Below are 22,593 nucleotides of genomic sequence, written 5' to 3' on the forward strand. Positions count from 1 at the left end.
GTAGAAGCACCTTTCATAACACAGGTTTTCGCGGAGTTATAAACCTGATTACTATATCTCCGCGAGGGCTAGGGGCGCCTCACGTGTACACTTGCGGTCTTAAGTGCTCCTTGGGCAACTTCTGCTTGGCCTTCTCACCCCACTCGATGTAGAACTTGGTCATCTCCTGGGTTATAGATGGCTTCACCTTGTTCAAGGCCTCGTTGAAGTGCCTCATGTATACCCTGTCTATCATCAGGTCCTCCCTGATCGCTATCAGGGCAGCCTCTCTAACGAGGGCCTCAATATCTGCCCCGCTATACCCCTCCGTCTGTTTCGCCAGCTCGTAGAGGTCGACGTCGTCTGCGAGAGGCATATTCCTGGTGTGTATCTTGAATATCTCGAGCCTCGAAGACAGGTCTGGAGGAGGGACGTAGATCAGCTTATCGAACCTGCCCGGCCTTAGTAGGGCCGGGTCGAGTATGTCGGGCCTGTTCGTCGCCGCGATGACCACGACGTTCTCCAACTTCTCGATCCCGTCCATCTCTGTGATAAGCTGGCTGACAACCCTCTCGGAGACTCCCGAGTCGTAAGCGAACCCCCTAACAGGGGCTATCGCGTCGATCTCGTCCATGAATATCACCGCCGGCGCGTAGAGCCTCGCCTTCCGGAACACCTCTCTTATCGCCTTCTCGGACTCGCCGACCCACTTGCTCAGCACCTCGGGGCCCCTTATGGCGATGAAGTTAGCACCGCTCTCCGTCGCCACGGCCTTGGCCAGCAGGGTCTTACCGGTGCCGGGAGGGCCGTACAAGAGGATGCCCTTGGGGGGCTTGATCCCGATCCTCTTGAACGTCTCGGGGTACTTTATTGGCCACTCGATGCTCATCCTCAGCTCTTGTTTTATGTTCTCCAGCCCACCTATATCGCTCCACCTGACCTCCGGTACTTCGACGAAGACCTCTCTCAAGCCGCTTGGGACTATCTCCTTATAGGCCGCCATGAAGTCCTCCATTCTGACCTCCATCTTCTCGAGTATCTCGAAGGGTATACTCGGGCTGTCCAGGTTGATCTCGGGCAGGTACCTCCTGAGGGCGTGGAGGGCCGCCTCTCTGACCAGGGCGGCGAGGTCTGCCCCAGTGTACCCGTGCGTGATCTCGGCTAGTTTGTTCAAGTCGACGTCCTTAGCTAGCGGCACACCCCTAGTGTGTATCTGTAGTATCTCCAGCCTCGCGTTCTTGTCCGGCATTGGTATCTCTATCTCTCTGTCGAACCTACCGGGCCTCCTAAGCGCCGGGTCGAGGGCGTTAGGTCTGTTCGTAGCGCCTATGACGATAACGTCGCCCCTAGCCTCAAGCCCGTCCATTAGGGCGAGTAGTTGGGCTACTACTCTCCTCTCGACTTCTCCTACGACCTCGTCTCTCTTGGGGGCTATCGCGTCGATCTCGTCTATGAATATGATCGCTGGAGCGTTCTTCTTTGCCTGTTCGAAGATCTCCCTTAGCCTCTGCTCAGACTCACCATAGTACTTACTCATTATCTCGGGCCCGTTTATCGCTATGAAGTACGCGTCGGCCTCGTTAGCCACGGCCTTGGCCAGCAGGGTCTTACCGGTGCCGGGAGGGCCGTACAAGAGTATGCCCTTGGGGGGCTCGATCCCCAACTTCCTGAAGAGCTCTGGGTGTTTCAAGGGTAGCTCGATAAGTTCCCTGACCCTCTGTATGATGTGCTTCATACCCCCGATGTCTTCGTAGGTGACGCGCGGCAGCCTGTAGGTCTCCATCGGCTTCTCCGAGATCGTTACTATCGTGTCCTTAGTCACCACGACGGGGCCCTTGGGCTTAGTGTATACCACCTTGAACGGTATGGTCTGCCCCAGGACGGGGACTACCACTATGTCCTCTTCAACGAGCGGGCGGTTGAGCAACTTGTTCTTCACGAAGTCCGCTAGTTGAGAGTCTGGTGGAGCGTAGTACTTGCTTGGCGCTAGTTTTATCGAGACAGCGTTCGCGGCCTCTGTTTTCTCCACAATTACGAGGTCTCCTATCTTCACACCAGCGTTTTGTCTAGTTGTGTTGTCTATCCTTATGACTCCCAGCCCCCTGTCCTGGGGCTTGCTCTCCATTACCCTGACCACGGTCCTCCTCTTACCCTCGATGACCACGATGTCCCCGTTCATCAGGCCTGTTCTCTCGAGTACTTCCGGGTCTACTCTACCAATACCCTTTCCCACGTCTTTGGGCTCAGCCTCTAGAACCCGCAGTGTGAGCTTGACTCTCTCGCTCGACATCCAGGCAGCACCGCCTCTCGAGAGATTTTATGATGAAGGGTCCTTATAGGTGCATCAGCGGGAAAAACGGGAATACACTGGAAGACACGCTTAGAGGGCTAACCTGACACTTCAGCTAACCCTGTGGACGATCTCCACTTCTACCTGGCTGACGCCCGGGACGCCCGACACCGTCTCCTCCAACTTCTCGGTGCCCCCCTCGGTCTGTTCGGGCATGAATATGTAGAGCCGTAGGGCGTTCAACCCGAACGCGATCGGCTCGATATCGTACCCTTTGAGCTCGTAGCCTTCGGGCAGCGCCTTCTCAATCCTCTCTTTCAGCTCCTCTGGCTTAGTCTCGACATCCTCGGGCAGCACCTTTAGAACGACCAGTACCCTCGCCATATACACCACCTAAGGCCCCCTGAAGCCGCAACTAGGGCACTCGTAAGGGATGCCCAGCTGGCGGCAACGCTTACAGCGCCTTATAATGGCCTTCCCGCAGTTGGGGCAGAAGAACTCCACGCCGTGCTCTTGTGGCAGCATCGGTCGGTGACAACTGCTACACACGGGCGTCGCCGCTGGCTCGTGTATGGATATGTCTAGCGATGTAAGCATGTACTTCGACGCCATGTTGTATCACACTAGTCCATTCATATCAACATTTAAACAGTTTAAAAACATACTTGTCACTGGCCTGTGGAACATGGCGGGAGAAGATTACAAGCAAGTCGTGATAGTCAGAAGCGACCTCAACATGAGCAGGGGGAAGATAGCTGTTCAGGTAGCCCACGCCTCTCTCATGGCCGCGTTCGAGGCGTACAAGGAGCATAGAGAGTGGTTTACGGCGTGGTGGGAAAGCGGGCAGAAGAAAGTCGTGGTCAAGGTGAGTAATGAGGGTGAGCTTCTCGAGCTCTACGAGAAGGCTAGGCAGCGGGGGTTGCCGGCATCCATGGTAAGAGACGCTGGCTTAACGGAGCTACCACCCGGCACGCTGACAGCTGTCGCTATCGGGCCTTGCCCAACTAAGCTAGTCGACGAACTCACAGGAGGCTTAAGACTTCTTTGATCAAGAGGTACGTCAACGTACTCGACTTCGTGTTTGACATAGCCTACTTGGTCACCGAGAGAGGTCTACACGCCGAGTACCGTCAGACCCCCTCTTCCTTCCACGTACAAGAGGTGCTCGACAGAGGCGTTCTGGCCGAGGGAGGGGAGTACGCTGTTCTAGAGGTGAGGAAGAAGGGGCTAGACACGTACGAAGCCTTGAGGATAATGTCTAAAGAGGCGGGTATCCCCCTACAGAACTTCCTCGTCCTGGGATTGAAGGACAAGGACTCGACCAGCGTCCAGTACGTCTTCGTTAAAAGAAGCTTACTCCCCGAGAACTTCAGCGTGGAGAAGGGTGGCGTCGAGGCCAGAGTCGTAGGGTTCAGCAGGGGCAAGCCGGGCAAATCGGCGTTGTTGGGGAACCGGTTCAAAATAAGGTTCGAGGACTCCCACGAGTCAGACCACCAACTCGCGAAGGAGATACTAAAGCTCGTGGTAGAGCATGGCCTGCCTAACTACTACGGTTACCAGAGGTTCGGGGTTAAGAGGCCTGTGACCCACTTGTTAGGCAAGGCCGTCCTCGAAGCCGACTCGGCGTTCTTCGCGAAGACGCTGCTCAGCGACACTACGCCGTTAGAGTCAGAGAAGAGCGTGCTTAGTAGAACTCTCATGAAGTTCGACGACGCCTTACTGTACGAAAAAATGTGTTACGGGATGCCTCCTCTCGAGGACTGCGGGCTCGCTCTCAACAAGAGGTTGCGGAACCTTTACGTAGACGCTTACGTATCCTACCTTTTCAACAGGTTACTCACGAGGTTGATAGATTCGAACAAGGGCTCCCTACCTGACACTAAGATACCGACGCTGGGCTGCGATAGAATGGCTTACCAGCAGCTTTTGTCGGAGGAGAAGCTCGAGCCGAGAAACTGGGGGTTAGTCAAGTGCTGGTATAGAGACAGCGTTATTAGGCCTGCCGACCCCTCGGTGAGCAGGGAGGGGAACACTCTCGAGATTTCCTTCACGCTCCCGAGAGCGGGTTACGCCACTATTGTCATTAGAGAGCTCTTCAAGGAGAACTTCTTAGTCCAGCAGGACCGGTGACGGAACCTATACGGCCCAGAACTCCCGAGACCTGCGACCTGGCTTAAAGCGAGTTCGCCGCCGTTATTCGAATGTTATCTTTATGTCCTTCCCTAGTATAGTTGATATGAACCTCCTGTACTTCTCCTCCTTCCCCCTTAGGTACTTCCTGTCCCTCCTCGGGACCCTTACCACCATCTGCTCGCTCCCGTCAGGAAGCCAGAGCGTGTTGATCCCGAGTATGGTCGCGGGGTAGAGCAGTTGCTCCATCAGCTTCTTGACGCCTTCACCCTCCAGGAGTACTTTAGCGCTTTTTCCTAACCTGGAGGATAGCTCCTTGGCTATCTTGTCGAGACTCGCCTTATCCCAGTCGCCCTTCAAGATCACTATGACCTCGTCCCCGAAATCAAAGGACTTGATATAGTTGCCTGTCCTAAGCTCCTTGAGGTCTTCCTCCAGCTCCATTAACGTCTTCATTATAGGGATCTCCTCCCTCGCAACCTCCCCCGACTCCACCTTGCGCTGGCAGTTCGGGCACAGCACACCGCTTTTAACACATATCCTGTCTAGCGGATACTTCACTAGGAACATCACCAGGTCTACGCTTAATCATACTTGAGAGATTCTTTAATTGATTTAAATATATTGGGGTCGGTCGCCAACAGCGCTACTCTTTCACGAGGACTAGTGCGGAGAGCGGGCTGACACGGATTTTGCCGATGACTACCGCCTGATAACCGGCCGGGTAAACCACTCTCCAAGCCCCTTCGGGCAGCTGAACCTCGTGGTCTATAAGGCCGTTATTCACTATCACTAGGACTTCGTCGTTGTATCCTCGCGTGTGCACTAGCACGTCATCGCTCGAGTACAGTACACGTATGATACTCGTGTTGAGCCCTGGTAGGGTGTGCTTGAGGGTCGTTAAGTACAGGTAGTGGTTGTAAACCTCGGGTATCAGTTGACCCCACTGGATGGGGTACCTCTGCTCGTCGAAGTGGTTTTTGTCACCTAGAGCCCCTCTCTCGTCGCCCTGGAATATCACGGGCATGCCCGGCATAGTGAACTGGAGCACGGTTAGTAGTTTGAGCCTCTGTATAGACTCGTAGCTGGGCTTATCGCCCAGTCTGCCCCCGCCGAGGTCTGTCAAGACGCGCGATGTGTCGTGGCTGTCGACCACGTTGAAGCCCATACCCGCTACGTTGACACCTATAGAGGCGTAGAAGACCGACAGAGCCTCGGCTGCCTGGGTGCCTGTTATCTTACCACTACTGAACGCGAGGAGAATCCCTCTACCAAGCGAGTAGAACATCAGCGAGTCGAATAAATCTCCTTTGAGCCAGGAGGGGTCCAAGTCCCAGATCTCGCCGACGATGTAGGCTTGAGGGTACTTGCTTTTAACGAGAGCCCTCAACTCCCTGAAGAAGTCCTTCGCGCCGAGCAGGTCTGTCGGGGTGTCTATCCTCATCCCGTCGAAGCCGAAGTCCATCCAGTAGAGCGCCACGTTCAGCAGGTAGTCCCTCACCTCTGGGTTAGTGGTGTTCAACTGCGGTAGACTGCCGAAGCCCCACCAGCACCTGTAGGCCGATGAGTCTCCGAGCTTGAACGGCCACTTGTATATCGTGAACCAGTACCAGTACTTGCTCGAGATGCCCTTTTCGTAGACGTCTAGGAGGGCCCAGAAGCCTATGCCGACGTGGTCCGGTACGAAGTCGAATATCACCCGTATGCCTAGGTCGTGTGCCCTTATTATCAGGTTCCTGAGGTCCTCCTGCGTCCCGTACTTGGGGTCTACAACCAGGTAGTCGTAGGTGTCGTACCCGTGGACGCTACCCGAGAGGAAGATGGGGTTTAGGTATATCATGTCCACCCCGAGGCTCTTTAAGTAGCCTAGCTTCATGGTGATGCCCTTCAAGTCACCGCCGAAGTACTGGTGGCAGCAGTGTAGCGGCGTTATAGGGTCACTCCAGTTCGAGAAAACGGGTCTCGACGTGGAGAAAGCGTTCAGCCACAACTCGTCCGTCCTGTTCGCTAGGAGGTCGTTCGTCGGGTCCCCGTTATAGAACCTGTCGGGGAAGATCTGGTAACCGACCGAGCCGACCACCCACCTCACCTGCGGGAACCTGTCAACGCCGTCGAAGTTGAACAGTGGCCTCTCAGTCGTGTTGTACAGGTAGACTCTCCGACCTCCACTCGTCGCGAGCACGAAGTAGTACTCGAAGGGCCTTACACTGTCGACCCTTGCGTACCACATCTCGTACCCGCTCCACTTGAGCTGTCTCCTCATCTCTATCGAAGTCCCGTTGACGACGACATAGACGCTCGAGTACGTCCCCGCGGGTGTCGTCAATCTCACTACTACGCTGCTGTCTGCCACGGAGAGGAACGCCGGGTCGGCTGGGTTGAACACAGCGCTCGATCCCCCGCTACCTAGGTATTCCTCCACCGGGAGGGCCGTTGCGCTATTCGGACTGCTCGTAGTACCCGGTGTTGTCGTGTAAGCGACGCTCGTAGTACTAGGGGTGAAGGTCGTTGTAGTCGAAACCTGGGAAGACGTCTTGGTCTGCGTCAAAATCTGTTCGCGCCCTTGCTGGGTTAAAACCCACAACTCGCTTGCGAGTATTAAGACTACGATAGAGACGAGAACGACCACCCCTAACGTTTTCTTCACCGGCGGCATCGTCGACTTCACCTAAACCGGGTTCTTGATGAGGTCATTCTCGCTATTAGATAATAACGTTACTTGTGATGGAGACCCGAGGGATTCCATCCTATACCCTCGAGTCACCTAACCCCCAGTACCGGTCTCTATAGCGATCGCAGCAACCACTCCGTACCCTCTCTCGCCAGCGTTTACAACGCATAACTCTGTCCGCTTCACTGACGGCCCCAGATTGCTCCGGCAGGCAGACTCCTGTTAAGCGGGTTTGTTGTATAGCCGGGGTGCTGGAGGGCAAGTGCCCGCCCACCAGGTCTAACACCGGAAGTAACTCCCTTCTCGCAAAGGAGGTACGGCTACGTGGGGGCGTCCAGTAGAAGAAGTGCGTCCAGGCTATACGCAACGGATACCTCGACCGTTAGCGTTTTCAGTGGGCCCGCGGGGACTTGAACCCCGGACCTCCGCCGTGTCAGGGCGGCGTCCTAACCAGGCTAGACGACGGGCCCTCTCCTAGTAGTTAACTCCGTGAGAGGTTTTAAATTTAGACCGTGAAGATGTGGCAGAAGTGTACGCTGATGGGCCCGGGGGGATTTGAACCCCCGACCTACGGGTCACTCCCTCCAGATCTAACTCATCCCCCGAGGGGTCGTCTGACCCATAGTTTGGATCTGGAGCCCGCCGCTCTGCCTGGCTGAGCTACGGGCCCATCAGCAGTCATCAAGTGATTAATTATTCCCTACGGGGGTTATTTAAACCTGTGCTGGAAGTTCCTTGACACCCCATATCCTGACCACAGCCTGTTGTTTGCCCAGTTGACCGATGATCTTCTCGACCACGTCCCTTCCCCCGCTAACAAGGTTACCGGAGATCTCGGCTAGGCCAGCTATGTAGTTGCCTTGGTTGTCTAGTATGATGTAGGCCTCTCCAGCACCCCTCACGCTCAACACTACCACCGCGTAGTCCCGCAATAAGCCTGCTCTCTCTCTAATAGCCTTCTCCACCTCTTCTAGACCCCAAGGCTGCGGCATCTGGACTCTCGCGATGAGGGTTGCGTTCATCACGAGCGTGGCTAGAGTAGTGTAGTCCAGTAAATGCTTTACTTTGTCGAACGTGAGAGCGGGGGCTCCAGCTACAGCTTCTCTACGCTCCTCTACAGCCGGTTGTGCGGGTACTGCGGGAGGTTGGGCCGGCTGGGGGGGACTAACCACCAGTGGCGGGGTAGGCGGGGACGGCTGCGGTGTGGGAGCTGTAGGTGCCGGCGGCTGCGCCGGAGGCGCCTCGGCGCGCTTGGCGGGCATTGGTATCTGGAGCTCTATACTAGGAGGCCTCTTGACGTATTCCTCGATGTAGTCCATCAAATCTGCGAGAAAGTGTCTACACAAGTCTCTTATGGTGCTTTCACAGTCCATATAGACGTTTACGTGGGTCGCGAAACCTATTCCGACAACTCTGTACTTGATAGTGAACTTTATGTTCCCGCCCTCGCCTCTAACTGCCAAGTTCTCCTCGTCTACGGCCTCGCTACGCATCCTGACAAACTCTCTCTGTAGGGACCTAAAACCTGTCCTGATCGAGAGCTCCGCCTCAACGTAGTTCTTGTCGCCCCGCACGATCACTACCCGGGGGTTCCTCGAAAAGAAGGTCCTCAAATCCCACAAACTCGAGTAGACCTGTTTTTGCCTCCCGGGAGAGTAAATAGCCTTCTGCTGGCTACTTTTGCTCATTTCTAGTTCCCAACACTAACTACTCTATGAAAACCGAATTTATATTCTTTAGAATTATGCTACTCGGGCTATAAAGGCCTATCCCCGCTGAACAGCCCTCGCTATCTAGTAGGCGCCCGAAACTATTAGCTTGGCTTTCTCCGGCGTGTACTCCCAGTCCGGCGGTAGAATGCCCCTAGACTTGTAGTACTTGACTAGCCGGTGTATCTTAGACTCGATCTCGATCAAGCCCTTCTTGCTGTGGTAGTCTTTGGGGTGCTCGTCTAAGTGTCTCCTCAGGTTCACCGCCCTCTTCATCAAGTTGAACAGGTCTTCTGGAATAGGCGGTGCTACGTTGTGCTCGCGGAGTATCTCTACTACCTTTTTGCCCGTGACCTGCTTCACCAGTGGAATCCCGAACTGGTCTCTCAGTATTATACCGATCATGGACGGAGGGTAGCCCTTCTTAGCAAGCTCCACCACGAGCAGCTCCACGTCGCTGGGGGTCATATCCAGCTTCAGCCACCTAGGCGGCCCGGCCCGAGAGGGCCTCGTCGAGTGGGACTGCCCCTTGTCTCTCCTCTTGTTCATACCGGTCACTCCTAGCGTCTAAGAATGGGATAAACTGTTAACCAAGCTTTAAAACATTACCCGGCTACTACCCGCTCTGCTCCATCATCTTTTTCAGCCTGCTCAGAGCGCTATAAACAGACTTCGCCCTGTGGGAGAACCTGTTCTTCTCCTCTAAGCTCATCTCGCCAAATGTCTTCTCTGACCCGTCTGGCGTGAAAATCGGGTCGAAGCCGAAACCCCGGCTACCCCTCGGCCTGTCGGTTATGAACCCACATACCTCTCCATGTCCAACGACGATGAAGGGCTCGTATATCACCGTCGCCACCGACTTGAAGCACGCCCTCCTATCGCTCGCGCCCTCTAACAGCTTAAGCACTCCTTCGATGCCTATCGTCCTGTACACGAAGCTGCTGTACGGACCCGGGAACCCCCTCAGAGCCTGGATATACAACCCCGCGTCCTCGACAAAAAGGGGCCTGCCAACAAGCAAGTACGCGAGTATTGCCGATTTCCTCGACACCTCCTCTATGCTGTCGCTCTGCACCTCGAGCTTGAGGCCGGGCATTAGTTGAACGTCGAAGCCCAGTTCTCTGGCAACAGCTCTCACCTCCTCGTACTTGTGTATATTGTCCGACACGAAGAGTAGCTCCTGCCTACTGGGTGTATGCTTCGCGCCTGAGCTTTCTTCTGAGCCTTTCCTCGACATACCTCCCCCTCCTTCTAATGTCGACCATCCTCTCGACCACTTCTTGGTGCCTAGGGAACGTTGAGCTGTAGCCCTCGATAAAAGACTTGAACAGCCGGTCTGCCTTGTCCGGTACAAGGTTCCTCGTGCTTCTGTCGAATAGGTGTAGGTCTATTGCATACTCCTCGACGTCGTTGCTGTACCCCGATAGCCCGAAGTCTATGATGTAGGCCTCGCCGTTTTCGGTAACGATCACGTTGGAGACTGTGAGGTCGCCGTGGTAGATCCCCGAGTTGTGCATGACGCCCACCTGTCGGCCGACGTCCCTGTATATCCTTTCCAGGTCTTCGACCCCGTAGTTGTTCAGCACGTGAAGAAGCCGGCGACCCTTGACGAATGTCATCACGATCACGTAGTTCTCCATGTCCACCAGGATTGGTTGAGGCACTTTCAAGCCTTTCTCGAGTAGCTCGGCCATGACCCTGGCCTCGGTCTTTGTCCTGTAGAACCTGAAGACCCTGTCGTAGTCGGGGTGCCTGTAGCTCCTACTGACTCTTACCTTGACCACAACGTCCTGCCCGAGTAGGCTACCGAGCAGGACGATCGACTCCGCCCCCTCCGCAAGCCTCGTTAGCCTCTCTATGGGACCCATGGGACTTCTACCTCGTCCACTCTCCACCTCTGCCTTACGTATGCTTTCACAGGGTCTACTGTAACCCCGTAGAGGTAGTGTAGTAGACCAGTGTAGGCTATCATCGCACCGTTGTCGCCCGAGTACTCGGGTGGTGTTGAGTGGTAGACGGCGTTGTGCTCTGAAGCCATCAGCTCGAACTTCCTATTCAGTTCGGCGTTCGACGCCACACCCCCTACCAGCAGGACCGAGTCCTTTTCAGTGGTGAGTAAGACTCTCTCGGAGACCTCTACTAGCATGTTGAAGGCGGTCTCCCTGAGGCTCAAACATATGTCACCTAGTCTCCTCTTGTCGCTCCTGCCCGCTCTCTTAGCCAGGTGGAGAGCCGCAGTTAACAGCCCAGAAAAGCTCAGGTCGTTACCCTTCACGACGTATGGTAGGGGTATGAACTCCTGCCCCCACTCGGAGCACACGTCTATAGCGTGTTTACCGTCGACCACGTAGGGTGGGGCAATTCCGACCTCGCGCGTGAAAGTGTCGAAGAGGTTCCCGAGGGGTATATCGAGGGTCTCCCCGTACACCCTGTAGGTGCGGTTCTTACCTGCGAGGACCATGGTGTTGCCGCCGGAGACGTAGACCACTACCGGGTCGGCCAGCCCCGAGACCAGCTTACCGATCTCGACGTGTGCGACCGCGTGGTTGACCGGGACTAGAGGCTTGTTCGACATCGATGCAATGAACCTAGCCAGGGTAGCGCCTACCCTGATACAAGGGCCTAGACCGGGCCCCAGGGCTACTGCGACCGCGTCTACCTCCTTCAACTTTACACTGGCTTGGTCTAGTGCCTCCTCGAGGGCTTGTTTCGAGTTCCTAAGGTGGGTGTAAGAGGCCTCTCTTGGGTGTATGCCTCCCTTGGACGGAGTGTACCTCTTGTTGACGTTTGCCAGTATGGTGACAGCGCCTTCCCTGAACTCTACTAGGCCGACACCAAAGGTGTGGCTTGTAGATTCGAACCCCAGGACTAGTACGCTCCTGTCCTCTCTAAGGGGGACTGTGAAGGGTATCCTGTACTTGACCTTACCGGACATACTCGGTGTAACCGCACTTCCCGCAGTGCCATCTCGGGACAGGTTGTTTGTGGTAAGCCATGAAGCTACCGCACTTCGGGCACTTCTTGTTCCTGGGCTTTATGAAGCCCTTCTCTAGGTCAAACTCGTAGAGTTTATGGACGTGCGCCATGTCCCTAGCCACCCTGCGCCTGTTGGAGTTTCTGGAGAGCCTCCTCGTTCCTCTTTACAATGTACTCGGGCTCGAAGTACCTCGCCCTGTCCGGCGAGTCGTAGATGTGGGCTCTGACCACGCTGACTCCCATGCCGTACTCCGTCTCGATCTTCTTCACGTACACGTGCTCCACGGACACGTTGTACAGCCTCGCCAGCTCTGCTCGAAGAAGCCCCCTGCTGATCGTACCCTTACCGACGTGGCCTATCCTCAAGACTACTTCCCTACGCCTTATGAGCGGGTTGTACTTTTCCTCGACAACCTCGCCGGCAAACTCGCCGACCTGGACGTTCTTGCCCATGCTCTACCCCCTTAAGCACGACCAGGTGTTATATGAATTATGGCAGGTTTTAATACTTTAATAAACTTCGCTAACCTGACCTTGTCGACTTCCACGGAGACCACACCTACGCCTGGTTGCCCGTAGGCTATTGTACCCCGGCTCAACACCCAAGCGAGAGAAGTCGTCAAGAGGTCCTCCTCTCCGAGGACAACGTACGTGCCGCCTCTAGACCCCCTTAGAACCGTGAGAGAGTGGAGCGATACCGCCCCCCGCGGGTTGACGATGTTCGCTACGCCAACGGCGCCGGGGCGGTGGTCGCCCCTTCTCGTTTTACCGTCGACGACCTTTATTGACGACTCGAGAGTCTCCGACACGACATCCCCTACTGTGGCAGTGAACTTGAGCCCTCTAACAGTACCCTCTTCGGGCGCGACGTAGAGTGTGCCCTGTGGCAGGCTGGCACTTCTCCTGAACTCCTCCCTCAATACCAGGGACGGTAGAAACAAGGTTAAACTACCTTTATAGCGTAGCGACCAGGTTTTGTGAGCTCCAGCTCCTTGGATACAGACGACTTGGCTGGGTCGATTACTACTACGACCCCCTCCCACTCCTCTGAGAAGTCCTTTGAGCCGCAGACAGGGCATACCTCGGCTTTTTTGTCTACCAGCGTCCTGCACCTCCGGCAAACCTTGAATGGCTTTCCACGAGTAGACAAGGCTACTCCTCCTTCTCAACTTTGCCTAGGCCGACCTGTCTCATCGTCAGCTGGATTCTCAGGCCCTTCCCCGGCTGGAGGCCGATGTTGTAAATCCTGGCCTTAACCACGTCGCCTTTCTCGATAGTCTTCTTCCCGCCCTTCAGCAAGAGGGCTTGCCTAGAGGAGTCGTACTCGGCTCGCTCGTCGGAGACTTGACCTATGTAGATGAAGCCGTCGAGGGGGCCCAAGTCTATGAAGATACCGCTCTCCGTGACGTTGAGGACTTCTCCCTCGACCACCTCCTTTAGGAACGGGTCGAACGTCAGGGCTGTGAATTCTACGTCGTGGTATGTGGCGCCGTCGCCGTGTATAATCCTGCCGTACTCGTTGACCTTCACGTCTAATATTGCCACTACCAGCCCCGCGTTACTCGTCAACGCCCCCTCGTACTCCTTCCTAAGCTCTTCCCACGAGACCTCGTCAAGAGGCCTACCGAACTTGTCCGGGGGTATTCTGACCACGCTCTTGACTTTAATGAGTTTGAACAATAAGCACACCTTAGCCTAATAGTATTAAGAGGGTCTTTTTAATGTTTTCACGATCAAGGCAGTAAACCCTCGTACTCTAGCCTACGCGACTCCTCTCTGAAGTATATACTTGGAATCCCAGCCTCTCTCAACCGCCTCCTGAGCTCTCTGTCGTTTGTCGCCACGGCCACAAGACAGCCCCTGCCGCTCGCGTACTCTATGATCGCCTGATCCGCGTCAGGCGCTGTTTCAAAGTCGACGACGCTACACCTGTGTTTAAGGTGGTCCAAGACTCTCTCTAGCAACCTCCTCTTCGTCCTTCCGAGCTGTCTTGATACGGTTTCGAGCTCTCTGAGCACCGCGCTCAGCAGCACACATTTGTAGGGGTACTCGGTAATGCCTTCCAGCTGGGATATTAGGTGGGGGTGCTCGGACAAGATAACTACAAAGTTTGTGTCAAGGACAATTTCTAGGCTCCTTTGCTGGCCACACTCTCTATTATACCCCAACCCGAGAGCCTCCACCTACCGAGGACCCTCCTGCTCAGAGCCACCCTAAAGTTGGGCCACGTTGCTACAGGCTCCTTCAACTCGACCTCCATGTGGTCCTTACTGAGCTTCGTTATGGTCCCCACTCTCACGGCCGTACCAATAGTAAGGACTATCATCTCCTTTTGCTGCAGCGGAGACATCTTACTTAGCTCCTTAAGACCAACGACTCTCTCTAGTACATTGTACTGTATAGTCAGAGAGTCGACGACTGGTGGCGTTCTACCGGGCCTCCCGACGACGTTGCCGACGAGGCTATCCGCCTTGGTGAGAGAGGGGTCTAGGTTAGTGCCTATCGCCAGTAGTCCGCCCGGCCTAGCCTCTTTAACCCTCAGGTCGCCGAACCTTAGCTCTTCAATAGTGCTTACGAGCGGCTGGTACTTGTAGGACGTCTTTCCGACAAGTACTTTAGCCCCAGGGACGATCTCGATCTCGTCTCCTACCCTCAAGACACCCTGTATTAACGACCCCCCGACAACCCCGCCTAGCAGATCTCTGTACGGGGTTCCAGGCCTATTCACTTCGAAACTCCTAGCCACGAGCATTATCGGGTCCCCCGCCAAGTTTCTCTCGGGGACAGGGATCTCCTCGTAAAGCGCTTCTAGGACTACGTCAATGTTCACCTTGTGGAGCGAGGAGACCGGTATTATAGGGGCGTCCTCGATCGGAGAGCCCTCTAGAAGTCTCCTGATCTCGCGGTAGTTCTCCAGCGCTCTCTCTTTCGACACCACGTCGATTTTGTTCTGAACTACGACGACCCTCCTGATGCCTATTATGTTGAGAGCCGAGAAGTGCTCTAGGGTCTGCGGCTGGGGACACGGCTCGTTTGCCGCTACGACGAGTATCGCTCCGTCCATCAGAGAGGAGCCGCTCAGCATAGTGGCCATGAGCGCCTCGTGACCGGGGGCGTCTATGAAACTGACCCGCCTGAGAAGCCTTGACTCGCTACTGTCGGGGCATACCTGTTCCGTGGTGTATGCTTCGGGTGGGTTCAAGGAGTCGCAGTACGCGATATTCCCGTCCGCGTAGCCTAGTTTAATCGTCATACCCCTCTTTATCTCGTCGCTGTGCTTAGCGGTCCAAATGCCTGTTATAGCCTGTACGAGCGTCGTTTTCCCGTGGTCAACGTGGCCGACAACACCTATATTCACTTCGGGCTGTCTCATCTCCCAGGGCAGAAACCGTTCACCTCGAGCACCAGGTTTCAGCGGTGAAGAAATACCACCTTCCTAGTATTTAATCATCGCGTTTATCTGGACTATGTCACCCGATATGGTGTCCCCGCGAACAGTCTTCTTCCTCCTCTCTCCGCTCTCAGCCGGGTGAAAGCCTGGCGGACCCGATAAGAGAGCCCTCTTCTTAACGGGCCCGTGAATGTCGGGTCTCATCGGGAACCCGCTGTTGTCGCTACCACCGGTTATAACCAGCTTGACGCCCTTGAGACCAACTATCTCGCCGCCTATCTCCTCGCCTATTTTCAGGCCTATTAACGAGTTCGTCCTCTCGTCGTTGACCCTGATCTGCCAAGCCCTCGCCCTGAAAATCTCGCCCTCGAGCTCGTTAACGCCCGTAAGGTTTATCATCTGCTCCGAGTTCACCCTGGCCTCCCCCTCGGGAACCGCTGAGTCGGGGATGGCCACTCCCGTTATTTTCACCTTGTCGCCTGTGTCCGGCCTCCTCATTCTTATCGTGACAACGCCGTGTTTAGCCCCGAGCCTGTTGATGGTCTCCGGGTTGAGCTTGATCCTGGGCAACTCGAACTTCTCTTTTATTTTGTCAGTGTACTCCACATCGGGGTCTCCGATTACTTTGACCTTTAAAACGACCTCCTTCTTAGGTGCTTCCGGGTCGCTCACCACGATCTTGAAGTCAGGCATACGACTCCACCAGTTGCCCGGTGGACTAGTTTTAGATGTAAAAGCCAGTTTTATAAACGCTTCTCTAGTAAGACCAGCCCTGCCGGTGAGAATTCGGGCTGACCGAGATTCTTCAGCGTGGACGAGGCGGGTTCGCCCGGGTCTATTACTGGCGTACATTTAATTAAGCTGTGAACCTCACAATGTAAAAATGTGAGAGCAGGTGACTCCAGTAGGGGTGACGCCGAGTTGGGGTCTGACGCCGAACAGTGGATAAGGCAGCCCATAGTAGTAGTCTTGGGACACGTAGATCACGGGAAAACCACCTTGCTGGACAAGATCAGGGGTACTGCTGTGGCTAAGAAAGAGCCGGGCGAAATCACACAGCACGTGGGTGCGAGTATGGTGCCGGCCAGCGTTCTCAAGAAGGTGACCGAGCCCCTGAGGAAGTTCTTCCCGAGGCTGACCGTTGATATCCCCGGTATACTGTTCATCGACACCCCCGGCCACGAACTCTTCTCGAACTTGAGGCGCAGAGGGGGTAGTGTTGCCGACCTCGCCCTGCTAGTCGTCGACGTCATAGAGGGCTTCCAGAAGCAGACCTACGAGGCCCTCAGCATACTGAAGGAGAAGAGAGTCCCCTTCGTGGTGGTGGCCAACAAGATCGATAGGGTGGAGGGGTGGGTCTCGAAGCCCGACGCCTCCTTCTTAGAGTCCCTCAAGTCGCAGAGCCAGAAGGCCCTCGCTAAGCTAGACGAGAGGATCTACGCGATCGTCTCGAAGCTGTACGAGCAGGGATTCGAGGCGGACAGGTTTGACAGGGTAAGAGACTTCCGTAAGACCGTGGCAGTCGTGCCGGTCTCTGCCAAGACCGGTGAAGGCATCCCGGAGCTCCTCGCACTGATCACAGGGCTAGTACAGCAGTTCATGAAGAAGAGACTTGTAACCAAGAACGAGCCTGCGAAAGGGGTAGTCCTCGAGGTTAAGGAGGAGCCCGGCTTTGGGACGACTATCGACGCCGTCGTATTCGACGGCGTCTTGAAGAGGGGCGACACCATCGTTCTCGCAGGGAAGAGCGGGCCTATAGTCACGAAGGTCAGGGCGCTCCTAATGCCAAGGCCGCTACAGGACATGAGAATGCACGAGGGGGCCTTCACCCTCATAGACCAGGTCGTGGCGGCCGCCGGCGTAAAGATATCCGCCGCGAACCTCGACGACGCGCTAGCCGGCTCCCCGATATACGTCGCTCCCAGCGATGAGGTGCTGGGTGAGGTCGTCAAGGCTGTTAGGGAGGAGGTGGGCGAGATCATAGTGAGGGGCAGTGGGAGCGGTGTGGTGGTCAAAGCCGATACACTGGGCACACTAGAGGCTTTGACCTCTGCTCTAAAACAAATGGGCATACCCGTGAGAATAGCCGACGTGGGCCCGGTGACCCAAAACGACGTCCTAGAGGCCTCCATTGTTGGTAAGACGGCTCCTGAGTATAAAGTGGTGTTGGCCTTCAACGTCAAAGTACTACCCGAGGCGAAGAGCCTGGCCGAAAGAGAAAACGTGAACATCTTATACCACAACGTGATATACCAGTTACTCGAGGAGTTCGACAAGTGGGTCAAAGAGGTTAGGACTAGAGAGAAGATGAAAGAACTAGAGCAGCTTGTTAGACCCGGTAAAATAAGAATACTGCCGGGCTATGTCTTTAGGAGGAGCGACCCCGCAATTGTCGGCGTCGAGGTGTTGGGCGGTAGAATAAAGCCCGGGTACCCTCTCATGAGGGAAGACGGCACCGAGGTAGGGGTGATCCTGCAGATCAGAGACAAAGACCAGGTGTTAAAGGAGGCAGTAGTAGGATCCTCTGTCGCGATAAGTATCAAGGGCCACGTTATGGTCGGCAGGCAAATCGACGAAGGAGACCTACTGTACACTAGTGTCCCAAAAGACCACGTCAACCTCTGGCTGACAAAGTACAGGAGTGAGTTGTCCGATGACGAGCTCCTTGTTCTAAAAGAGATAATCGCGATAAAGAAAAAGAAGGATCCGTTCTACGGGGGCTTCTACCAGCTGTAAGCCCAGCTAAGCTAGCTCGTTCTCGCTGAATAACAAGCCTATTTCGTACGCTGCAGACTCCGGGCTGTCGCTAGCGTGGACGACGTTCTCCGATTTCGAGAGCGCGTAGTCACCCCGTATAGTGCCTGGGAGAGCCTCTCTACCGTCCGTGCTACCGATCATAAGCCTCGCGACGCTGATCGCCGAGTCCCCCTCTATCACCATTGCCACTACGGGCCCCGACGTTATGAAGTCGATTAGAGAGTTGAAGAAGGGCTTGCCCCTGTGTACACTGTAGAACTTCTCCGCGAGCTCCCTATTCATCCTCAACATCTTCAGGCCCACAATACGGAAACCCTTTTTCTCGAAGCGCGAGATGATCTCGCCTACGAGTCCTCTACGAACCCCGTCCGGCTTCACCATCACAAGTGTTCTCTCTACAACCACCTCAACACTCACCGGCCTTCACTCGTTTCATCATTTCTGGGCCGAGTGCTTTGCGGTCCACTTGTACTTTCTCGGGTCTCTACCCAGCCTGTAGTTCTTGAAGCACTTGCTGCTACAGAAGTACAGGATTGAGCCGTCGTTTTTCACGAACATCAAGCCTGTTCCCGGCTCTATCTCTCTGCCGCAAAAGGCACACGTCACTATCTTCAGCATTGTAAGCACACCCACTACATACACCAAGCAGTTTAAACCTCCAATATAAACCTTTATAAACACGCTTTAGTTGTAAAAGTTGCTAAGGTGATAACAACGAGCAGCCCTAAGAAAGTTGTCTTCGAGCCGCTGAACGTCAACGTAGTAGAGGAGATAGGCTTCCCCGCCGAAGTCGTCCAGATACTCGGAAGGACGGGTGTCACAGGCGAGATTATACAGGTTCGAGTAAGAGTCCTCGAAGGGCGCGATAAGGGGAGAGTCATAACCAGGAATGTCAAGGGACCTGTTAGAGTTGGCGATATTCTCATACTGAGAGAGACGGAGAGAGAAGCCAAGAAGCTCACAGGCAAGAGGTAGACCTCTCTACGTCAGTCCTTTGCCGGTAGAAGAGAGGGGCTCTTGGCTATCAAGACTACTTGGTCCAATAGGACTATTCTGGCGGCACACGAGGCCAAAAACCGAAAGCTGAAAATAAAAACGGTTCTTTTGTATGTAGGAGCGGTTCACCCTTAGCTCTTGGCCCTGATCTCCTTCAGTTTCGACAGCACTTCCTCGGCGAGATCCTTAGCTCCCCCGAAGTCGATTACCGCCGCGCTGGCTGCGGCGACTTCAATACCGGTCGCCTGCCCTAGTCTCTGCTTGCTGGGCACGTATATGTAGGGTATCTTTTTCTCGTCGCACAGCGCTGGCAGGTGAGCGACTATCTCTGGAGGGTCTACATCTTCCGCGATCAGCACGAGTTTCGCCTGACCCCTCTCCACGGCCTTAGTGGTCTCGTTTGTCCCCTTCCTGATTTTCCCGCCGGTCTCCCTCGCTTTCTTAAGGAGCTCGTACGCCTTCTCAGCCAGGTCTTGCGGAACCTCGAATTTCACGTAGAACGGTTTGGGCATATCATCCTCCTCCCTAGTGGTCGTCTGTAGTCTCCTAGAATTCTACAACGGGTTTTTAACGTTAACTTAGAGCGGCTTAACCGGGTTTCACAGCGGTAAACCCCAGAGCCCTCCTGTCAAAGAACACCCTCACATAACCGGCCCTTACGAGTCTCTCCTTTATCCCCTTCAGAATGCTCGGAGGCCCCCTCGCCCTAGGTTCACCCGTGTAGTGGAAGAGCACCCCGCCTGGCTTCAAGACCCTGAACAGCTGGTTGTAGAACTCCTGGCTGTACAGGTCACCCGTCGAGGACGTGAACCTCGGGGGGTCGTGAATGACCCTGTCAAAGAATTCGTCCGGCAACTCGTACACAGCCTCGACTACGTCGCCTAGGTAGACCTTCACCCTCTCGTCGGCCAGGCCCCTGCTCCACGGATTCCTCTCGGCGATGTAAACAACGTTAGGGTCTATCTCGAACGAGACTACCAGGCTTGCCCCAGACTTGGCCGCCATAATCGCCGTGTATCCCAGCCCCAGGCAAGTGTCGAGGACTACGCCCCTCTCTTGGGTCTCAACGCTCTTATCTTGTACAGCGTGTCAGTGATGGGGTCGACGTCCTTTATCCGGTGCATGTGAATACCGTTGATCTCGAGTGTCGGGGCTACGTCTAGCCCGACAGCCTTGAGCTTGTAGAACCCCGACTCCGTGTGCTTGACAACCTCGTAGAGCTCATGCCTATCGACGTCGAAGAACACGACCCTATCAGGTTCAGTAGGCTTCAGGTCGGTAATAGGGAGCTCTACGTCCCCGACTCTCACGTAACCGCCCTGTCTACAGACCTGGCTCTGCGTGAGCCCTATGTCCAGTGTGACATTGAGGCAACCCTCTCCGCTCTCGATTAACTGCGCCAGAAAGCTCGTGAACCAATAACCCCTCGCAGGCCTGTAAAAATAGCGTGGAAACCTGAGGGCTCTCAGCCATCCCTCAGTCATGGCTGTACACGAGGACGATCTCGTCGTCGCCTACGTAGTCCACTCTAGCGAACCCTACCCTGTACAACTGGACTATACTGTCTGCTTTCTCGTCTAGGATCCTCTTCTCGGCGAGTATGTCGCGGGATTCCACCCTGTCGCCCTCTGCTCTGATCAGCTTACCCTGGACGTGCTCGCCCACCTTCACCCATTGTATGATCGGGAGGTCGAGTCTCTTCGCGTCCTCTGAGCTCAGACTCGTCAACTCGAGCTGTATTAGAGGTAGCCCGTCTCTCTCCACTACCCCCTTGACGCGGAAATTCCCTAGACCTATCAGCCTGAAACCCGTCTCCTTATATGCCACGAGGTCTTTTTGTGATACGGCCACAATGTCCCCGCCCCTAACCTCGTAGCGGTCGACCTCCTTAGTCCCAAGTCTCCTCGGTATGTGGGCCTCGGCCTTGTCGACATTCAGCTCCATAACCGCTAGTACAGGGTCCTCCACCGCCATGTACCTTCTAGCAATTGGGTCCACGATGCTCCTGTTTATAGCAAACAAGTTCACCAAGCTGACCTTGGCGTCAACGGGTTTTATTCCTACGTCCATGACGACGCGGTGTATAGTCTCTGCCTTGATGCCCCTCCTCCTCAAGCTGCTAATAGTGCCGAACCTCAGGTCGGTGTAGGGGTTTAGACCTGATCTCGTACTGAGCTTTCTCATCTTCGACTTGCTAAGGATAACGCCTTCGAGGCCCAGCCTACCGAAGTGAATCGTGACGGGGTACTTCCAGCCGAGGTGGTCGTAGAGATACTTCTGCTTCACGGTGTTCGACACGTGCTCTTTCGCGCGGAGTATGTGGGTGACCCCCATCAAGTAGTCGTCTACTCCAGCAGCGAAATTGTATGTGGGCCACACGACGTACTTGTCCCCGGTTATAGGGTGAGGGGTCTTGGACGTGTCTATTATCCTCAGAGCCACCCAGTCCCGCACGCTTGGGTCGGGGTGGAGGAGGTCGGTCTTCACCCTTACAACAGCCTCTCCTTCAGCGAAACGGCCTTCAAGCATTTTGTCAAACTCCTCGAGGTTCTCCTCGGGGCTCTTACCCCTGTGAGGGCAGGCCTTGCCCTCGTTTCTGAGTTTCCGAAAGTCTTCTTCGCCACACCTGTCCACGTAAGCCCCGCCTACCCTGATCAACTCCTTCGCTATTTTGTAGAACAATTCCATCCTGAGGCTCTGAATGTACTCCTCGTCCCACTTGACGTCGAGCCACCTCAGGTCCTCTTTGATCTGCAGATATGCCTCCGGGAATGGGGCCTTTGTTCTTGGGTCCGTGTCCTCGAACCTGAGAATGAACTTCCCGTTATACTCCCTCGCGTACCAGTAGCTAAGTAGCGCCGGCCGCGCGTTACCCAAGTGTATGGCGAAATCTGGGTTGGGGGCGAACCTTGTGGCGACCTTGCCCTCCGCTGCTTCTGGTAGCGGCGGGAGGGTCTTCTCCTTCTCTGCTCTTTTCTCGAGGACTAGGTCGGGCCAGTTGGACTTTAGAAGCCTAAGCTGCTCCTCGGGCGCCATTCTGTTAACGGAGTCGACGACCTCCTGGACAACCTTGACCACTTCTTTCGCGTACTTCCTAGCCTCTGGCAGCTCTCCGAGAACCTTCGAGACTACAGCCTTAGTATCAGCCCTACCACTGTGTTTAACAGCGTTAACTAAGGCGTTCTTTAGAGCAACCTCCCGTACCTTCTCTAACAAAGACTTGTCTAAGCTCATCCTCCTTCACTACCACGACCACGTATTTCTCTGGCATCTCCCATGTTATATTGATGACCAGCGTTATTATCCCATTACAACTAGACCTTATAGTCTTGAGATTGCCCTTAGAGGAGAGCATGTAGCCTATTTTCTCCCCCTCCCTTACCGGGTCGCCCTCCCCCTTGGTAACCGTCACGTAGGCTGCCGAGACCTCTTGGAGACATACCTTGTCCCCCGCCTTAAGGTAGAACCCGCGTGTTGATGGGATGGACAGACCGTACTTTTCGATGACGATGAAGTCGCTTACAACAGTGGCCTCGACGAGGTCTATTCTCTCTAGAGCCCTCTCGTACTCGATAGGGCAGAAACCTTGACCAGACTCGCACGAGCCAGCCGACGGACAGAGCTGGTCTCCTACAAGGCACCATTTCGCGTTGCTAGAACACGGTACTAGGACTGCCGGGTAGTAGTGCAACTC

General features: G+C 55.1%; 29 protein-coding genes and 2 tRNA genes. 4 read left to right on the plus strand and 27 right to left on the minus strand.

The genetic code is table 11. The features are described 5' to 3' along the window. Window positions 1-79 precede the first annotated feature (79 nt). The 3 genes from WLZ34_RS01905 to WLZ34_RS01915 form a co-directional block, all read right to left on the minus strand. Window positions 80-2,269: a CDC48 family AAA ATPase gene (locus tag WLZ34_RS01905; RefSeq protein ID WP_434731672.1), complete on the minus strand. Its 2,190-nt coding sequence runs from the start codon at window positions 2,267-2,269 to the stop codon at window positions 80-82. A 111-nt stretch (window positions 2,270-2,380) separates the two neighbouring features. Then, window positions 2,381-2,653, minus strand: coding sequence for an elongation factor 1-beta (locus WLZ34_RS01910; RefSeq protein WP_014737237.1), 273 nt, complete (start codon window positions 2,651-2,653; stop codon window positions 2,381-2,383). A 9-nt stretch (window positions 2,654-2,662) separates the two neighbouring features. Next, complete coding sequence (locus WLZ34_RS01915; RefSeq protein ID WP_428727300.1) at window positions 2,663-2,881, minus strand: zinc finger domain-containing protein; 219 nt, start codon at window positions 2,879-2,881, stop codon at window positions 2,663-2,665. 73 nt (window positions 2,882-2,954) lie between these two features. Between WLZ34_RS01915 and pth2 the strand changes: the two genes are divergently transcribed. Next, entirely contained in the window at window positions 2,955-3,317 is a 363-nt protein-coding gene (pth2, locus tag WLZ34_RS01920) for a peptidyl-tRNA hydrolase Pth2 (RefSeq protein ID WP_434731673.1), read from the plus strand. Continuing rightward, on the plus strand, window positions 3,314-4,399 hold the full coding sequence (gene truD / locus WLZ34_RS01925; protein ID WP_434731674.1) for a tRNA pseudouridine(13) synthase TruD: 1,086 nt from the start codon (window positions 3,314-3,316) through the stop codon (window positions 4,397-4,399). Before pth2 ends, truD begins: the two co-directional genes overlap by 4 nt. 63 nt (window positions 4,400-4,462) lie before the next feature. Here truD and WLZ34_RS01930 read toward each other — a convergent pair whose 3' ends face one another. The 17 genes from WLZ34_RS01930 to WLZ34_RS02010 form a co-directional block, all read right to left on the minus strand. Continuing rightward, a complete protein-coding gene (locus tag WLZ34_RS01930) occupies window positions 4,463-4,969 on the minus strand; it encodes a transcription elongation factor (RefSeq protein WP_428727307.1) in 507 nt (168 codons plus the stop codon). 76 nt (window positions 4,970-5,045) lie between these two features. Beyond that, window positions 5,046-7,067 carry a glycoside hydrolase family 13 protein gene (locus tag WLZ34_RS01935; RefSeq protein ID WP_434731675.1) on the minus strand — a complete coding sequence of 674 codons (2,022 nt, stop codon included), beginning with the start codon at window positions 7,065-7,067 and terminating at the stop codon, window positions 5,046-5,048. A gap of 398 nt (window positions 7,068-7,465) precedes the next feature. Beyond that, a tRNA-Val gene (locus WLZ34_RS01940) sits at window positions 7,466-7,540 on the minus strand. Between the two features lie 70 nt (window positions 7,541-7,610). Beyond that, a tRNA-Trp gene (locus WLZ34_RS01945) sits at window positions 7,611-7,740 on the minus strand. Window positions 7,741-7,783: 43 nt separating this feature from the next. Continuing rightward, window positions 7,784-8,758, minus strand: coding sequence for a hypothetical protein (locus WLZ34_RS01950; RefSeq protein WP_434731676.1), 975 nt, complete (start codon window positions 8,756-8,758; stop codon window positions 7,784-7,786). A gap of 105 nt (window positions 8,759-8,863) precedes the next feature. Then, complete coding sequence (locus WLZ34_RS01955) at window positions 8,864-9,328, minus strand: 30S ribosomal protein S15 (protein WP_428727295.1); 465 nt, start codon at window positions 9,326-9,328, stop codon at window positions 8,864-8,866. Window positions 9,329-9,395: 67 nt separating this feature from the next. Then, a complete protein-coding gene (locus WLZ34_RS01960) occupies window positions 9,396-10,016 on the minus strand; it encodes a non-canonical purine NTP pyrophosphatase (protein ID WP_434731677.1) in 621 nt (206 codons plus the stop codon). Beyond that, entirely contained in the window at window positions 9,964-10,647 is a 684-nt protein-coding gene (locus WLZ34_RS01965; RefSeq protein ID WP_434731678.1) for a Kae1-associated kinase Bud32, read from the minus strand. The genes WLZ34_RS01960 and WLZ34_RS01965 overlap by 53 nt, the downstream gene beginning before the upstream one ends. Then, window positions 10,635-11,714: a KEOPS complex N(6)-L-threonylcarbamoyladenine synthase Kae1 gene (gene kae1, locus WLZ34_RS01970; RefSeq protein ID WP_434731679.1), complete on the minus strand. Its 1,080-nt coding sequence runs from the start codon at window positions 11,712-11,714 to the stop codon at window positions 10,635-10,637. Before kae1 ends, WLZ34_RS01965 begins: the two co-directional genes overlap by 13 nt. Further along, on the minus strand, window positions 11,704-11,865 hold the full coding sequence (locus tag WLZ34_RS01975; RefSeq protein WP_434731680.1) for a 30S ribosomal protein S27ae: 162 nt from the start codon (window positions 11,863-11,865) through the stop codon (window positions 11,704-11,706). Before WLZ34_RS01975 ends, kae1 begins: the two co-directional genes overlap by 11 nt. 4 nt (window positions 11,866-11,869) lie before the next feature. Continuing rightward, the gene (locus WLZ34_RS01980; protein WP_428727291.1) at window positions 11,870-12,208 is read right to left on the minus strand and encodes a 30S ribosomal protein S24e; all 339 of its coding nucleotides are present in this window, start codon (window positions 12,206-12,208) and stop codon (window positions 11,870-11,872) included. 11 nt (window positions 12,209-12,219) lie between these two features. Then, window positions 12,220-12,675 (minus strand): DUF359 domain-containing protein, encoded by a 456-nt coding sequence (locus WLZ34_RS01985; protein ID WP_434731681.1) that lies wholly within the window; start codon window positions 12,673-12,675, stop codon window positions 12,220-12,222. A gap of 23 nt (window positions 12,676-12,698) precedes the next feature. Continuing rightward, window positions 12,699-12,905: a transcription elongation factor subunit Spt4 gene (spt4, locus tag WLZ34_RS01990; protein ID WP_428727289.1), complete on the minus strand. Its 207-nt coding sequence runs from the start codon at window positions 12,903-12,905 to the stop codon at window positions 12,699-12,701. A 2-nt stretch (window positions 12,906-12,907) separates the two neighbouring features. Then, window positions 12,908-13,435, minus strand: coding sequence for a DNA-directed RNA polymerase (locus tag WLZ34_RS01995; protein WP_428727288.1), 528 nt, complete (start codon window positions 13,433-13,435; stop codon window positions 12,908-12,910). 53 nt (window positions 13,436-13,488) lie between these two features. Continuing rightward, entirely contained in the window at window positions 13,489-13,938 is a 450-nt protein-coding gene (locus WLZ34_RS02000) for a PIN domain-containing protein (protein WP_428727287.1), read from the minus strand. After that, a complete protein-coding gene (locus tag WLZ34_RS02005; RefSeq protein WP_434731682.1) occupies window positions 13,884-15,128 on the minus strand; it encodes a translation initiation factor IF-2 subunit gamma in 1,245 nt (414 codons plus the stop codon). The genes WLZ34_RS02000 and WLZ34_RS02005 overlap by 55 nt, the downstream gene beginning before the upstream one ends. A gap of 63 nt (window positions 15,129-15,191) precedes the next feature. Beyond that, window positions 15,192-15,839, minus strand: coding sequence for a 30S ribosomal protein S6e (locus WLZ34_RS02010; protein ID WP_434731683.1), 648 nt, complete (start codon window positions 15,837-15,839; stop codon window positions 15,192-15,194). A 192-nt stretch (window positions 15,840-16,031) separates the two neighbouring features. On the opposite strand from WLZ34_RS02010, the gene infB reads away from it, so the two are divergent. Then, on the plus strand, window positions 16,032-17,882 hold the full coding sequence (gene infB / locus WLZ34_RS02015; protein WP_434731684.1) for a translation initiation factor IF-2: 1,851 nt from the start codon (window positions 16,032-16,034) through the stop codon (window positions 17,880-17,882). Between the two features lie 6 nt (window positions 17,883-17,888). On the opposite strand, the gene ndk is transcribed toward infB, so the two are convergent. Then, window positions 17,889-18,308: a nucleoside-diphosphate kinase gene (ndk, locus tag WLZ34_RS02020; RefSeq protein WP_428727306.1), complete on the minus strand. Its 420-nt coding sequence runs from the start codon at window positions 18,306-18,308 to the stop codon at window positions 17,889-17,891. Between the two features lie 30 nt (window positions 18,309-18,338). Continuing rightward, window positions 18,339-18,521 (minus strand): 50S ribosomal protein L24e, encoded by a 183-nt coding sequence (locus tag WLZ34_RS02025; protein WP_428724493.1) that lies wholly within the window; start codon window positions 18,519-18,521, stop codon window positions 18,339-18,341. A 129-nt stretch (window positions 18,522-18,650) separates the two neighbouring features. On the opposite strand from WLZ34_RS02025, the gene WLZ34_RS02030 reads away from it, so the two are divergent. Next, window positions 18,651-18,878, plus strand: a complete 228-nt coding sequence (locus WLZ34_RS02030; protein WP_193386237.1) for a 30S ribosomal protein S28e — start codon at window positions 18,651-18,653, stop codon at window positions 18,876-18,878. 152 nt (window positions 18,879-19,030) lie between these two features. On the opposite strand, the gene rpl7ae is transcribed toward WLZ34_RS02030, so the two are convergent. The 5 genes from rpl7ae to WLZ34_RS02055 all read right to left on the minus strand — a co-directional run bounded on the left by rpl7ae (window position 19,031) and on the right by WLZ34_RS02055 (window position 22,590). Further along, window positions 19,031-19,411 carry a 50S ribosomal protein L7Ae gene (rpl7ae, locus tag WLZ34_RS02035; RefSeq protein WP_428727283.1) on the minus strand — a complete coding sequence of 127 codons (381 nt, stop codon included), beginning with the start codon at window positions 19,409-19,411 and terminating at the stop codon, window positions 19,031-19,033. Between the two features lie 76 nt (window positions 19,412-19,487). Further along, window positions 19,488-19,904 carry an MnmC family methyltransferase gene (locus WLZ34_RS02040; protein WP_434731685.1) on the minus strand — a complete coding sequence of 139 codons (417 nt, stop codon included), beginning with the start codon at window positions 19,902-19,904 and terminating at the stop codon, window positions 19,488-19,490. A gap of 38 nt (window positions 19,905-19,942) precedes the next feature. Next, window positions 19,943-20,383, minus strand: coding sequence for a hypothetical protein (locus WLZ34_RS02045; protein WP_434731686.1), 441 nt, complete (start codon window positions 20,381-20,383; stop codon window positions 19,943-19,945). Next, window positions 20,376-22,133 (minus strand): glutamate--tRNA ligase, encoded by a 1,758-nt coding sequence (locus tag WLZ34_RS02050; RefSeq protein WP_434731687.1) that lies wholly within the window; start codon window positions 22,131-22,133, stop codon window positions 20,376-20,378. Before WLZ34_RS02050 ends, WLZ34_RS02045 begins: the two co-directional genes overlap by 8 nt. After that, window positions 22,069-22,590: a DUF2118 family protein gene (locus WLZ34_RS02055; RefSeq protein WP_434731688.1), complete on the minus strand. Its 522-nt coding sequence runs from the start codon at window positions 22,588-22,590 to the stop codon at window positions 22,069-22,071. Before WLZ34_RS02055 ends, WLZ34_RS02050 begins: the two co-directional genes overlap by 65 nt. Window positions 22,591-22,593: the final 3 nt, after the last annotated feature.

Source organism: Thermogladius sp. KZ2Tp1 (genome assembly GCF_051131135.1).
GTDB lineage: Archaea > Thermoproteota > Thermoprotei_A > Sulfolobales > Desulfurococcaceae > Thermogladius.